This is a genomic window from Phyllobacterium sp. RCAM01083, assembly GCF_055685835.1.
On record NZ_JBVFZN010000005.1, the window covers coordinates 3,343,342 to 3,357,140 of the forward strand.

Annotated in this window: 11 protein-coding genes; all 11 read left to right on the forward strand. The window is 59.7% G+C overall.

Features of this window, described 5'->3' with window-relative positions; all coding sequences use genetic code 11:
• Positions 1-12: 12 nt before the first annotated feature.
• The 11 genes from tolR to serA all read left to right on the forward strand — a co-directional run bounded on the left by tolR (position 13) and on the right by serA (position 13,796).
• Positions 13-459, forward strand: a complete 447-nt coding sequence (tolR, locus tag ACZ25R_RS23295) for a protein TolR (RefSeq protein WP_105734449.1) — start codon at positions 13-15, stop codon at positions 457-459.
• A gap of 6 nt (positions 460-465) precedes the next feature.
• Positions 466-1,569, forward strand: a complete 1,104-nt coding sequence (locus ACZ25R_RS23300; RefSeq protein WP_223613653.1) for a cell envelope integrity TolA family protein — start codon at positions 466-468, stop codon at positions 1,567-1,569.
• A gap of 29 nt (positions 1,570-1,598) precedes the next feature.
• Positions 1,599-2,915 carry a Tol-Pal system beta propeller repeat protein TolB gene (gene tolB / locus ACZ25R_RS23305; RefSeq protein WP_223613652.1) on the forward strand — a complete coding sequence of 439 codons (1,317 nt, stop codon included), beginning with the start codon at positions 1,599-1,601 and terminating at the stop codon, positions 2,913-2,915.
• Positions 2,916-3,148: 233 nt separating this feature from the next.
• Positions 3,149-3,652, forward strand: coding sequence for a peptidoglycan-associated lipoprotein Pal (pal, locus tag ACZ25R_RS23310; RefSeq protein ID WP_223613651.1), 504 nt, complete (start codon positions 3,149-3,151; stop codon positions 3,650-3,652).
• A 191-nt stretch (positions 3,653-3,843) separates the two neighbouring features.
• A complete protein-coding gene (gene ybgF / locus ACZ25R_RS23315; RefSeq protein WP_472462344.1) occupies positions 3,844-4,824 on the forward strand; it encodes a tol-pal system protein YbgF in 981 nt (326 codons plus the stop codon).
• The gene (gene tilS / locus ACZ25R_RS23320) at positions 4,805-6,178 is read left to right on the forward strand and encodes a tRNA lysidine(34) synthetase TilS (protein WP_472462345.1); all 1,374 of its coding nucleotides are present in this window, start codon (positions 4,805-4,807) and stop codon (positions 6,176-6,178) included. The genes ybgF and tilS overlap by 20 nt, the downstream gene beginning before the upstream one ends.
• Positions 6,179-6,274: 96 nt before the next feature.
• Positions 6,275-8,209, forward strand: a complete 1,935-nt coding sequence (ftsH, locus tag ACZ25R_RS23325; RefSeq protein WP_464661584.1) for an ATP-dependent zinc metalloprotease FtsH — start codon at positions 6,275-6,277, stop codon at positions 8,207-8,209.
• Positions 8,210-8,420: 211 nt separating this feature from the next.
• On the forward strand, positions 8,421-9,773 hold the full coding sequence (glmM, locus tag ACZ25R_RS23330) for a phosphoglucosamine mutase (RefSeq protein WP_403180631.1): 1,353 nt from the start codon (positions 8,421-8,423) through the stop codon (positions 9,771-9,773).
• Positions 9,774-9,976: 203 nt separating this feature from the next.
• Positions 9,977-10,750, forward strand: coding sequence for an outer membrane protein (locus ACZ25R_RS23335; RefSeq protein ID WP_464661583.1), 774 nt, complete (start codon positions 9,977-9,979; stop codon positions 10,748-10,750).
• Between the two features lie 196 nt (positions 10,751-10,946).
• Complete coding sequence (locus ACZ25R_RS23340; protein WP_472462346.1) at positions 10,947-12,122, forward strand: phosphoserine transaminase; 1,176 nt, start codon at positions 10,947-10,949, stop codon at positions 12,120-12,122.
• Positions 12,123-12,200: 78 nt separating this feature from the next.
• Positions 12,201-13,796, forward strand: coding sequence for a phosphoglycerate dehydrogenase (gene serA, locus ACZ25R_RS23345; RefSeq protein WP_464661581.1), 1,596 nt, complete (start codon positions 12,201-12,203; stop codon positions 13,794-13,796).
• The last annotated feature ends 3 nt before the right edge of the window (positions 13,797-13,799 follow it).

Below are 13,799 nucleotides of genomic sequence, written 5' to 3' on the forward strand. Positions count from 1 at the left end.
GGATTGAATGCCATGGGCATGTCTGTTGGTAACAAGGGTTCAGGGGGACGCGGCCGGCGCGGCCGTGCCAGCAAGGCGTTGATGAGTGAAATCAACGTGACGCCGCTGGTCGACGTCATGCTCGTGCTCCTGATCATTTTCATGGTGACGGCACCGATGATGACGGTGGGCGTGCCCATCGACATGCCGGAAACCCAGGCCAAGGCGCTGAACAGCGAAACCAACCCGATCTATGTGACGATCAACCAGAAGGGCCAGGTCTTCCTGCAGGAAACTGAAATCCCGATCGAGGAAATCGTCCCGAAACTCCAGGCGATCGCCAAGACCGGCTATGAAGAACGCATCTTTGTCAAAGGTGACAAGGCTGCCGACTATGGCACGATCATGAAGGTCATGGCGCGCATTTCCGGTTCCGGATTCAAGAATATCGGTCTCGTCAGCCTTCCGGAAGGCAGCTGATAAGTCATGAAGACGAGTGTTGCATCCTCCGCCATTATCCACGCCGTTATCCTCGGCTGGGGGCTGTTGACCTTTTCTGCGCCAAAACCGATGGATTTGGCCAATTCCGAATCGCTGCCGATCGAAATCATCTCCGATACAAGCCAGTTGCAGAAGGGTGACGTAAAGGCGCCGAAGGCCGAAAAGGCAACGCCGAAGCCGACGGAAAAGCCGCAGACCAAACCGGATGCGCAGATCATCGGCGACGCTGAAACAGATGTCGAGACCAAGCCGATCCCTTCGACCAAGCCAAAGGTCGTGGAGTCGGCCGAGGCCCCGAAGCAATCGGACGTACCTGTTGCCAAGCCGGATCCGAAGCCTGAAGTGAAGCCGGAAACCAAACCGGTTCCGGTCCCGGCGACGGAAATAGCGCCGGAGGCAAAGCCGAAGCAGGACGTCACGCCGGACCCGATCACGGCGGCGATCAATGATTCCAAGCCGGCGCCGACACCGGATGCGCCGAAGGTCGAGCCAACGCCGCAGGCGGAAAAGCCGGCCGAGGAAGCCTTCAAGCTGCCGCAGAACGTGGCGAAGCCTGAGGACAAGCCCAAGCCTGCCCAGGCACAGACCGCGACGACGCCGGAGCGCAAGGAAACCAAGGAAACGCCGAAACCCACCAAGACCGCGCCGACACCGTCCAAAGACAAGAGCGGGATTGCCGATCAGGTTGCGGAATTGCTCAATCACGAGAAGCCTTCCGGCGGCGGTGCCAAGCGTTCGACGGAGCAGGCATCGCTCGGCGCCACCAAATCGACAGGCGGCGCCAAGCTCAGCCAGAACGAGATGGACGCGCTGCGCGGACTTATCTCGAAGAACTGGATCAAGCCGGTCGGAGCGCCTGACTTCCCGGACATGGTCGTGGTGGTCAAGTTCCGCCTCACCAAGACCGGCGAAATTGACGGCACGCCGACCGTCACCGGCAGCGGCGGTGACGCTGCGGTGCTGAGTGCGGCAAAGAGCAGTGCGCTGCGGGCGGTGATGCGCACCGCTCCGTACAATCTGCCGCAGGACAAATATGCAGGTGGCTGGGACGTTGTCGAACTGACGTTCCATCCCGCTGTAGATGACTAATAGGCCAGCCAAAAGAGGGCCCTGAACTTATGCTGAAAATTACCCGGACTATTTTCCCAATCTTCGTGACGCTTGTTGCGACATTGGCAATCGCGATACTGCCAGCACGGGCTGAGCTCAAACTCGATATCACCAAGGGTGTTGTCGAGCCGATGCCCATCGCCATCACGGATTTCCTTTCCGGCGATCAGCTTGGTGCCAATATTACGGGCGTCATTGCAGCCGATCTGGAACGGTCCGGCCTTTTTGCCCCGATCGACAAGGGCGCGTTCATCGAGAAGATTTCCAATCCCGATGCCGCACCGCGTTTCGAGGACTGGAAAGTCATCAACGCGCAGGCGCTTGTCACCGGCCGTGTCACCAAGCAGCCGGATGGCAGGCTCAAGGCGGAGTTCCGCCTGTGGGATACCTTCGCCGGCCAGCAGCTTGACGGGCAGCAGTTCTTCACCTCGCCTGACAGCTGGCGCCGCGTCGCCCATATCATTGCCGATGCCATCTACCAGAAGCTGACGGGTGAAAAAGGCTACTTCGACACGCGCGTCGTGTTTGTCGATGAATCCGGCACCCGGGAAAAGCGCGTCAAGCGTCTGGCCATCATGGATCAGGACGGCGCCAATGTGCGCTATCTGACCAATGGCAAGGACCTGGTGCTGACACCGCGGTTTTCGCCGAGCCGCCAGGAAATCACCTATATGTCGTTCGAAGGTGCCAAGCCGCAGGTTTATCTCCTGCAGCTGGAAACCGGACAGCGTGAACTCGTCGGCAACTTCCCCGGCATGACGATTGCACCGCGCTTCTCCTCCGACGGGCAGAAAGTGGCCATGAGCCTTCTGCAGGATGACGGCAGCGCCAATATCTATGCGATGGATGTGCGCAGCCGCACGACGACCCGCCTGACCAGCACGAGCGCCATCGATACCGGTGCATCCTATTCACCCGACAGTTCGCAGGTTGTGTTCGGATCCGACCGTGGCGGCCGGCCACAAATCTACAAGATGGGCGCGGATGGTTCGAACCCGCAGCGCATCTCGTTCGGCGACGGTTCCTACTCCACGCCGGTCTGGTCGCCGCGCGGCGATCTGATCGCCTTCACCAAGCAGTCGGGCGGACAGTTCTCCATCGGCGTGATGAAGACGGACGGTTCGGGTGAGCGCATCCTGACCAGCGGCTATCACGATGAAGGCCCGACCTGGGCTCCGAACGGCCGCGTCCTGATGTTCTACCGCTTCCCTCCCGGATCGAACAGCCCGCATCTGTTCACGATCGACCTGACGGGCCGCAACCTGCGCCAGATCCAGACACCCAATCTGGCATCTGATCCGGCATGGTCACCGCTTCTCGAGTGATCGCATCCTGATCAATCGATGATTTAAGACCATTCGCGGCGATGTTATCTCAACATTGCCGCGAATGTCGTTTTTCCGCCGCATTGTTTGCATTAAGGATGCAGGACATTCACTGATTTCGCTGTTAATCCTGGTGTTAAGAGTGGATTAACCCTGTTTCTTGAACTGGCCTTAACCTCGATATGGTTACTGCTTGTTCACCGAAACAATTCAATTCTTAAGGAGTCCAGGCTATGCGCCGCTTCGAAATGATCGCCCGCAGTCCAGTTGTCGTCGCCCTTTTCATGGCTCTCGCTATTGCGGGCTGTGCGAAGAAACCTATCAACAGCGCCGGTGATCTTGGCCTGAACGGCGCCGGTAGTGCCCGCCCGGGTTCGACCCAGGACTTCACGGTCAATGTTGGCGATCGCATTTTCTTCGATGTCGACTCCTCCGTCATCCGTGCGGATGCCCAGCAGACCCTCTCCAAGCAGGCTCAGTGGCTGCAGCGCTACCCCAACTACACCATCACCGTTGAAGGTCATGCGGACGAACGCGGCACACGCGAATACAATCTGGCTCTCGGCCAGCGCCGTGCGGCTGCGGCCCGCAACTTCCTCGCGTCGCGCGGCCTGCCGGCTGCCCGCATCAAGACCATCTCCTACGGTAATGAACGTCCGGTTGCCGTGTGCGATGCCGACTCCTGCTGGTCGCAGAATCGCCGTGCCGTTACCGTTCTCGGCGGTGCTGGCAGCTAAGCCATACATCTCTGATGTGACTGCAGAAAAGCGGCCTTCGGGCCGCTTTTTTTGTCTCACCCGCGATCACAACAAAATTTGGCCGAAGTCGCGTTGCTCGTGTTAGATAGGTTCGCCGTAAATCGTTGCGGTGGTTAAATTCCCATATCAGGGGCGGTAAAGGAATGAACAAACGACTGAAAAGATTGGTTATGGCTGTGGCGGTTCTGCCTTTTCTGGCAACCGGCGCCAGCCATGCCTCGAACCTTGATGGCAGCTTTTTTCCCGCTGCGCCGAAGGCAAATGCCGGGAAAAGTGATGCGCCGATCCTTATGGCTCAGGCAGGCGATCCGCGTGTCAGCCAGCTGGAAGAGCAGATCAGGCAGCTGACAGGCAAGATCGAAGACCTTAATTTCCAGTTGCTGCAAATGCAGGAGCAGATGCGCAAGGTTCAGGAAGACAATGAGTTCCGTTTCCAGGAACTGGAAAAGAAGGGCGGCGGTAAGAAAACCGATGCCGGCGGCAAGGGCGACCGTACGGTTGCCGGTGCCGCGCCTTCTCGGACAACAGGGGAGGCATCGCCAGATGCCTCCGCTTACCCCGCGGCTCCGTCGCGGACATCCCCATCCGACAGCACCGATTCCGCTGCTATTGACCCTCAGCCCAATGCTCCGCAGTCTCCGCAGGTCGGCGAACCGCCGCGCGCGCTTGGACAGATTGAGTTCGATGCCAATGGCAACGTAATCGGTGAAACAAGGAACGACACCGCTCCGGCAGCCAATCCCAGCCTTGCGTCGTTGCCGCAGACGGATGATCCCAATGCGCTGTACCGGCAGGCCTATCAATTGTTCCTGTCCGGCGATTATCGCAATGCCGAAGCTGCCTTCCGCAGCCATATCGAGCGGTTCCCGAAAGATCCCTCCGATCCCGACGCGCGCTACTGGCTCGGCGAATCGCTGTATGGTCAGGAACGCTACCAGGAAGCCGCATCGGTCTTCATCGACAACCACAAGCAGTTTCCCGATTCCAAGAAGAGCCCGGAAAACCTGCTCAAGCTCGGCATGACGCTGGCGAAGATGAAGGACCACGATGTCGCCTGCGCCACCTTTGCAACGGTGAGCTCACGCTATCCCAGCCTCTCGGTCGCGCTCAAAGAGCGCGTGAAGAATGAACGTGCCGCCAACAAATGCTGACCATCGCCTCGATCCGGAAGAGATTTTCGCTGGAATCGATTTCGACCGTCTGACGGCGGTCGTCGTTGCTGTTTCCGGCGGCAGCGATTCTCTTGCTCTGCTTTTCCTGCTTGATGATCTGCGCAGAAGCCGGGGCGCGTTTCCCCGTATCGTTGCCGTCACCGTCGATCATGGGCTGCGGGCGGAATCAGCGGAGGAGGCCCTGTATGTCGCCGACCTGTGCAAGGCGGCGGGTCTCGACCACCATATTGTCAACTGGGCCGGAGCCAAGCCCGCCACCGGGCTGTCCGCCAAGGCGCGCGAGGCCCGCTACCGGCTGCTTCGCGATGCCGCCGGCGAAGCGGCAACCGATGTGATCCTGACCGGCCATACGCTGGACGATCAGAACGAGACCTTCATGATGCGCGCGGCGCGCGGCGGCGAACGCGGCCTTGCCGGCATGGCGCGGTTCACCCTGCTCGAGCGGGCGACATGGCTGGTCAGGCCGCTGCTCGGGATCCGGCGCGAAGACTTGCGCGGCTATCTGCGCGCGCGGAGAATCGTCTGGCGCGACGATCCGTCCAATGCCAATCCGCAGTCCGAACGGGTGCAGGTCAGGACGGCGCTGCAGGAACAGGGCAGCGGTGACATTCCAGCGCGCGTTGCCCGCAACGGCGCGCAGCGGCTTGCCGTCAACAGCGAGGCGGCGAAGCTCTTGCTGGGTCATGTCACGGTGACGGACGGCGTCAGGGCCGAGGTGAACACTGCGGGCTTCGATCAATACGGCGATGCTGCCCAGCGTCTCGCCATGGGGGTTCTGCTGGCGGCCATGGGCGGTCTGTCGTTTCTGCCGTCCGTGCAGGAATGCGGCAAGGCCGTCCGCCACCTCACCGGCGCGGATGACCCCCGCCGCATGAGTCTTGGCCGCTGCATAATCCAGCGGGTTAAGACGGGCGTAACCATATACCGTGAAATGCGTTCGATTCCCGATGCCGTCATCGCACCCGGTTGCAGCATCGTCTGGGATGGTCGTTACCGCGTGTCGAATGGCGCGCCGATCGCGCTGCGGATCAGGGCAGCGGGCGATGACGGGGTGGTGTTTTTGCAGGAGAGCGGCTGCGGGAATGTGCACCGCGCTTCGATCGCATCCAGCCCGGCCTTGGTGGTCGAGGGCCGGATTGTTGCCGTTCCGGCATTGCCGTATCCGGGGCCGCATCACGGGAATGTGCCTGCGGGGGTCGAGGTGACACGACACGTCGCCCTGTTCGATCATATCCTTTCAGGCTATGATGAAAACCTTGCCGCCAGCGTGGCAAAATTGTTTGGTTTGCGGGATTACAAGCGATTTTCTGTAAACCAGATTGATAAGAATTGATCTCAGTTTGATTGCCAGCCTTGGCAAGGCCACGCTTCGAACCTATGTTACGTGTAAATTCCGCGTCCTTGCGGTTGTGATTGATGGGACCCGATAATGAATCCTAACTACCGGAACTTCGCACTGTGGGCGATTATCGCTTTGCTTCTGATCGCGTTGTTCAACCTTTTTCAAAGCCCTTCCCAGCGTTCGGCATCCAGTGATGTGCCCTATTCGACGTTCATAACGGACGTGAATAATGGCCGCGTGAAAACGGTGACGATCGCCGGCAACCGCATCACGGGCACCTATGCCGACAATAACGCAACGTTCCAGACCTATTCGCCTGGAGATGCCGGCCTCGTCGGCCGCCTCGAGAGCAAGAATGTCCAGATCGCCGCCCGGCCCGAGACCGATGGCTCGACATCGTTTGTCGGCATGCTGATCAACTGGCTGCCGATGATCCTGATCGTCGGCGTGTGGATTTTCTTCATGCGCCAGATGCAGGGCGGCTCGCGTGGTGCCATGGGTTTTGGCAAGTCGAAGGCCAAGCTGCTGACCGAGGCGCATGGGCGCGTGACGTTCCAGGACGTGGCCGGCGTTGACGAAGCCAAGGAAGACCTGGAAGAAATCGTCGAATTCCTGCGCGACGCGCAGAAATTCCAGCGGCTTGGCGGGCGCATTCCGCGCGGCGTGCTGCTCGTCGGCCCTCCCGGTACCGGTAAGACGCTTCTGGCGCGCGCCATCGCCGGTGAAGCCAATGTGCCGTTCTTCACCATCTCCGGTTCCGACTTCGTTGAAATGTTTGTCGGTGTCGGTGCATCGCGTGTGCGTGACATGTTCGAACAGGCGAAGAAGAATGCGCCCTGCATCATCTTCATCGACGAAATCGATGCGGTTGGCCGTCATCGCGGCGCCGGTCTGGGCGGCGGCAATGACGAACGCGAACAGACGCTGAACCAGCTGCTGGTCGAGATGGATGGTTTCGAGGCCAATGAAGGCGTCATCCTGATCGCCGCGACCAACCGTCCCGATGTTCTCGATCCGGCCTTACTGCGTCCGGGCCGTTTCGACCGTCAGGTCGTCGTGCCCAATCCGGACGTTACCGGCCGCGAAAAGATCCTGAAGGTTCATGCCCGCAATGTTCCGCTGGCACCCAATGTCGATCTGAAGATTCTGGCCCGCGGTACCCCCGGTTTCTCCGGTGCCGATCTGATGAACCTTGTCAACGAAGCCGCCCTGATGGCAGCGCGCCGCAACAAGCGCCTTGTCACCATGCTCGAATTCGAAGACGCCAAGGACAAGATCATGATGGGTGCCGAGCGCCGCTCGACAGCCATGACCCAGGCGGAAAAGGAACTGACGGCCTATCATGAAGCCGGTCACGCCATCGTGGCGCTGAACGTGGCGATGGCCGATCCCCTGCACAAGGCGACGATCATTCCGCGCGGCCGTGCGCTTGGCATGGTCATGCAGCTGCCGGAAGCCGACCGCTATTCCATGAGCTACAAGTGGATGATCTCGCGTCTGGCGATCATGATGGGCGGCCGTATTGCCGAAGAACTGAAATTCGGCAAGGAGAACATCACCTCCGGCGCATCGTCGGATATCGAGCAGGCCACCAAGCTTGCCCGGGCGATGGTGACCCGCTGGGGCTTCTCCGACAAGCTCGGCCAGGTTGCCTATGGCGAAAACCAGGAGGAAGTGTTCCTCGGTCACTCCGTTGCCCGGACGCAGAATGTGTCCGAGGAGACGGCGCAGCTGATCGATGCGGAAGTGCGCAAGCTGATTGACGATGCCTATACGCAGGCGCGCGCCATTCTGACGAAGAAGAAGAAGGAATGGATCGCCATTGCCGAAGGTCTGCTAGAATACGAGACGCTGACCGGCGAAGAGATCAAGGCCCTCATGGCAGGCAACAAGCCAGCCCGCGATCTTGGCGATGATACGCCGCCGTCACGCGGTTCGGCTGTTCCGAAAGCCGGTTCAGCCAAGAAGCCGCGCAAGGGCGATGAGCCTGACAAGGGGTTGGAACCCCAGCCGCAATCCTGATTGCGGCACGCGCCAACAAGCAACGGCCGGTATTCACCGGCCGTTTTTGCACGGATTGTTCACGGATTGAATGATAGTATAATCGCCACATAATTTGTGAAATGCGCAGGAAAAGGTCTTCTGCAATAAGCGTGAAGATCAGGCACAAGCACAACAGGCTGAACACCGGCGCCGCCGGATAAGAGTTGGCCGCACAGTTTGGATAGACATTATGGCTCGAAAATATTTCGGCACCGACGGTATTCGCGGACAGGCAAATGCCTACCCCATGACACCGGATATCGCGATGAAGGTCGGCATGGCTGTCGGCCTCGCCTTCAAGCGCGGCAATCACCGCAACCGGGTGGTGATCGGCAAGGACACCCGTCTTTCCGGCTACATGATCGAGAACGCGCTGGTCGCCGGCTTCACTTCCACCGGCATGGATGTCTTTCTGCTCGGGCCGATACCGACGCCCGCCGTGGCCATGCTGTGCCGCTCGTTGCGTGCCGATATCGGCGTGATGATTTCCGCCTCGCATAATCCCTACCATGACAACGGTATCAAGCTTTTCGGCCCGGATGGTTTCAAGCTCTCCGACGAGATCGAGCTTGAGATCGAACGGCTGATGGACGAGGACCTGTCGGGGCGGTTGTCGAGCTTTGAAGCCCTCGGACGAGCCAAGCGCGTTGATGGCGATATCTATCGCTATATCGAGTTCGCTAAGCGGACGATGCCGAAGAACATCTCGCTCGCCGGTTTGAGGGTCGTCGTGGATTGCGCCAACGGCGCGGCCTACAAGGTCGCGCCCGCTGCCCTGTGGGAGCTTGGCGCCGATGTCGTGACGATCAACGACAAGCCGAACGGCACCAACATCAACGAGGATTGCGGCTCGACGCATCCGCTGAGCCTGATCAAGAAGGTGCACGAGGTGCGGGCGGATATCGGCATCGCGCTGGATGGCGATGCGGACCGTGTGCTCATCGTCGATGAGAAGGGCTCGATCATCGATGGTGATCAGCTGATGGCGGTGATCGCGCAGTCCTGGCAGGAATCGGACCGGCTTGTCGGCGGCGGCGTTGTCGCAACGGTCATGTCCAACCTTGGCTTTGAACGCTTTCTCGGCGATCGCGGCCTGACCCTGGCCCGCACCAATGTCGGCGACCGCTACGTGGTCGAGCATATGCGCAACCATGGCTTCAACATCGGCGGCGAACAGTCCGGCCATATCGTCATTTCTGATTTCTCCACCACCGGCGACGGACTTGTTTCTGCTCTGCAGATTCTGGCCGTGGTTCAGGAGGAGGGGAAACCCGTCAGCGAGGTCTGCCGCAAGTTCGAACCGGTGCCCCAGGTGCTCAAGAACATCCGCACGGCGGGCGGCAAGCCGCTTGAGGACAAGAAGGTCAAGACGGCGATCGATGATGCCCGCGACCGTCTTGGGACATCCGGCCGTCTGGTCATCCGCCCGTCGGGAACGGAGCCCTTGATCCGTGTCATGGCGGAAGGGGACGACAGCCAGCTGGTCGATACCGTCGTCAATGATATCATTTCGGTGATCTCGTCGGTCAAATCGGCAGCCTGATTGCCGCCAGCCGCAACGCGCTGAATGGGCCCCTTTGCGGGCCCATTTTCACATCTGCCCGGCGGTATTGGGTTTGTTAACGTTAATGATCATGGTGAACAAACACGGTTAAGCGGGATTTAACTTTTTCCCTCCATATTCCCTTCTAGAACCTTAGTAGCATTCGCTGCGTTTCGATTTTTGGGCCTGACGAGGGATATGAAATGGGCATTATCAATAAATATGCTGCAGCGAGTGCAGCTCTGCTATGCCTGGGGGCAATCCCGGCTTACGCTGCGGATCCGGTGGAAGTACCGGTGGTCGAAGTGCAGCAGTTCGGCGGATGGTATCTGCGCGGCGATATCGGCATGAGCAACCAGCGCCTCGGCAATCTGGACTATGTCGGCTTCGGCGATGCAGCGCAGCACGGCTTTCTGGAGGACGGTACGTTCGATGCCGGGATCACCGGCCAGATCGGTGTCGGTTATCAGTTCAACGACTGGCTTCGTGCTGACGTAACCGGCCAGTATCGCGGCAAGACCGAATTCAGTGCCCTTGATTTCTATTCCAATCCCGCGCTGGGTCAGTATGGAACCAATCAATACCATGCGAAGAAATCCGAATGGCTGTTCCTGGCCAACGCCTATGCGGATCTTGGCACATTCAGCGGCATAACCCCCTATGTCGGTGGTGGTATCGGTGCGTCGCGCAATACGATCTCCAACTTCACCGATGACAACATACTCAATGGCGGCGGCGGTTATGCCGACAGTGCCTCGCAGTGGAACTTCGCATGGGCACTGCATGCCGGTGTCGGCATCAAGGCAACGGACCGCATGACCATCGATGTCGGGTACAGCTACGTCAATCTTGGCGATGGCCAGACTGCCAATGCGCATAATTATGATGATCGTTTCACACGCGCCAATCCTGAGCCGTTCAAATTCAAGGACATCACGTCGCATGATTTCAAGGTCGGCGTACGCTACGCTTTCTGATTGAAACGACTTGGTTTTTCGGGCGGCAGGAGCATTGCTCCTGCCGTTTTCGTTTGTGTTGCAGTCTGCCGGTCCTTGCAGATTTAATGTCGCACCCAAACATATTTCTTGACTGTGAACGACATTTCTCCTAGTTCCCGGAGTGGGCCACCTCTCCCCAACGAGAGGCGTGCTATCTGTGAGGATAGGAGAAAACATGACGACGCTTGTAAAGCCGGCGCAGCGCCCGGCTAACCCGAATTTTTCATCAGGTCCCTGTGCAAAACGTCCCGGATGGTCGCTTCAAGCGCTTTCCGACGCACCGCTTGGCCGCTCGCATCGCGCCAAGGTCGGCAAGACGAAGCTGAAACAGGCGATCGATCTTACCCGCGATATCCTGCAAGTTCCCGCCGATTACCGTATCGGCATTGTTCCGGCGTCCGATACCGGCGCTGTCGAGATGGCCCTGTGGTCGCTGCTCGGCGAGCGCGGCGTCGACATGGTTGCCTGGGAAAGCTTTGGCGCGGGCTGGATCACCGACGTGGTCAAGCAGCTGAAGCTTGGCGACGCCCGGACCATCGAAGCCGGCTACGGCGAACTGCCCGACCTTTCAACAGTCGATTTTGACCACGATGTCGTCTTCACCTGGAACGGCACGACCTCGGGCGTGCGGGTGCCCAATGGCGATTTCATTCCGGCGGACCGCAAGGGCCTGACCATCTGCGACGCCACCTCGGCGGCGTTTGCGCAGCGTCTTGATTTCGACAAGCTCGATGTCGTCACCTTCTCCTGGCAGAAAGTGCTCGGCGGCGAGGGTGCGCACGGCATGCTGATCCTCAGCCCGCGCGCCGTTGAACGGCTGGAAAGCTACAAGCCCGCCTGGCCGCTGCCGAAGATTTTCCGCCTGACCTCCGGCGGCAAGCTGATCGAAGGTATTTTCTCCGGTGAAACCATCAACACGCCGTCGATGCTCTGCGTCGAGGATTACATCGATGCGCTGAACTGGGCAAAATCGCTCGGCGGTCTGGATGGACTTGTCGGCCGCGCCGACCGCAACTTTGCCGCACTCGATGCCTTTGTCGAACGCACGCCATGGATTGCCAACCTGGCAAAGGTCCCGGCAACCCGGTCCAACACGTCCGTGTGCCTGACCATCGTCGATCCCGAGATCACGGCGCTAGACAAGGATGCCCAGGCCAATTTCGCCAAGAACCTGGTTGCGGTTCTGGAGAAGGAAGGCGTTGCCTATGATATCGGCGCCTATCGCGATGCTCCGTCGGGGCTGCGCATCTGGGCGGGTGCGACGGTCGAAACGGCCGATCTCGAAGCGCTGACGCTGTGGCTCGACTGGGCATTCCAGTCGCAAAAGGCCGCGCTGAAACAGGCTGCCTGATTTTTCCGGCTTGATGTGACCGCACCCGGTGCGGTCACCCCCATTCAAAATTTCACCGATTCAACGATGGAGGCCATGATGGCACCGCGCGTACTCGTATCCGATAAACTCTCCCCGACCGCCGTTCAGATCTTCAAGGATCGTGGCGTAGAGGTCGATTACCTGCCTGATCTCGGCAAGGACAAGGAAAAGCTGGCCGAAGTGATCGGCCAGTATGACGGTCTTGCCATCCGTTCGGCCACCAAGGTCACGGAAAAGCTGATTGCCGCCGCCACCAACCTGAAGGTCATCGGCCGCGCCGGTATCGGCGTCGACAATGTCGATATTCCCGCCGCGTCCCGCCGGGGTATCATCGTGATGAACACGCCTTTCGGCAATTCCATCACCACGGCCGAACATGCCATCGCGCTGATGTTCGCGGTTGCCCGCGAGCTGCCGGAAGCCGACGCGTCCACCCGTGCCGGCAAGTGGGAAAAGAACCGCTTCATGGGCGTCGAGATCACCGGCAAGACGCTGGGTATCATCGGTTGCGGCAATATCGGTTCGATTGTCGCCACGCGCGGCGTTGGCCTGAAGATGCACGTCATCGCCTTCGATCCGTTCCTGTCGGAAGGCCGGGCCGAAGAGCTGGGCGTCGAGAAGGTCGAGCTTGACGAACTGCTGGCTCGGGCCGATTTCATCAGCCTGCACACGCCGATGACCGACAAGACCCGCGGCATCATCAATGCGGGTACCATCGCCAAGATGAAGGACGGCGTGCGCATCGTCAATTGCGCCCGCGGCGGCCTGATCGTCGAGAAGGATCTCGTCGCGGCCCTGAAGGCGGGCAAGGTTGCCGGTGCCGGCATCGACGTGTTCGAGGTGGAACCTGCGACGGAGAACGAGCTGTTTAACCTGCCGAACGTCGTCTGCACGCCGCATCTTGGCGCGTCGACAAGCGAAGCGCAGGAGAATGTCGCGCTGCAGGTTGCCGAGCAGATGGCGGACTACCTGATCAAGGGTGCGGTTTCCAACGCGATCAACATGCCGTCGATCACGGCGGAGGAAGCGCCGCGCCTGAAGCCGTTCGTCAAACTGGCGGAAGTGCTGGGCGCCTTTGTCGGTCAGGTCACCGACGAGCCGATCCAGGAAGTGGAAGTGCTGTTCGACGGTTCCACCGCCGCGATGAACACCCGGGCGCTGGTCAGCGCGGCCTTGGCCGGGTTGATCCGCCCGCAGGTGGCGGATGTGAACATGGTTTCGGCACCGGTCATGGTGAAGGAGCGGGGCATTATTCTCTCCGAAGTGCGCCGTGACAAGTCGGGTGTGTTCGACGGCTATATCAAGCTGACGGTCAAATCCGCTTCTTTGACCCGTTCGATTGCCGGCACCTGTTTTTCCGACGGCAAGCCGCGTTTCATCCAGATCAAGGGCATCAATCTCGATGCCGAAGTTGGCCAGCACATGCTGTACACGACCAACAACGACACACCAGGCATGATCGGCATGCTCGGCACGATCTGCGGCAAGAACGGTGTCAACATCGCCAACTTCTCGCTGGGCCGCGACAATCCCGGCGGCAACGCCATCGCCATGCTCTATCTCGATGAGCGGATTCCGGATCATGTTCTGGAAGAACTGCGCGTGAACAAGGCAATTGTTTCGGCCAAACCGCTGGAATTTGACATCGGCTGATTG

Coding starts and splice junctions, on each gene's coding strand:
- ftsH (WP_464661584.1), top strand. CDS start 6,275: ATGAATCCTAACTACCGGAACTTCGCACTGTGGGCGATTATCGCTTTG.
- pal (WP_223613651.1), top strand. CDS start 3,149: ATGCGCCGCTTCGAAATGATCGCCCGCAGTCCAGTTGTCGTCGCCCTT.
- ACZ25R_RS23300 (WP_223613653.1), top strand. CDS start 466: ATGAAGACGAGTGTTGCATCCTCCGCCATTATCCACGCCGTTATCCTC.
- ACZ25R_RS23335 (WP_464661583.1), top strand. CDS start 9,977: ATGGGCATTATCAATAAATATGCTGCAGCGAGTGCAGCTCTGCTATGC.
- serA (WP_464661581.1), top strand. CDS start 12,201: ATGGCACCGCGCGTACTCGTATCCGATAAACTCTCCCCGACCGCCGTT.
- ybgF (WP_472462344.1), top strand. CDS start 3,844: ATGGCTGTGGCGGTTCTGCCTTTTCTGGCAACCGGCGCCAGCCATGCC.
- ACZ25R_RS23340 (WP_472462346.1), top strand. CDS start 10,947: ATGACGACGCTTGTAAAGCCGGCGCAGCGCCCGGCTAACCCGAATTTT.
- tolB (WP_223613652.1), top strand. CDS start 1,599: ATGCTGAAAATTACCCGGACTATTTTCCCAATCTTCGTGACGCTTGTT.
- tolR (WP_105734449.1), top strand. CDS start 13: ATGGGCATGTCTGTTGGTAACAAGGGTTCAGGGGGACGCGGCCGGCGC.
- glmM (WP_403180631.1), top strand. CDS start 8,421: ATGGCTCGAAAATATTTCGGCACCGACGGTATTCGCGGACAGGCAAAT.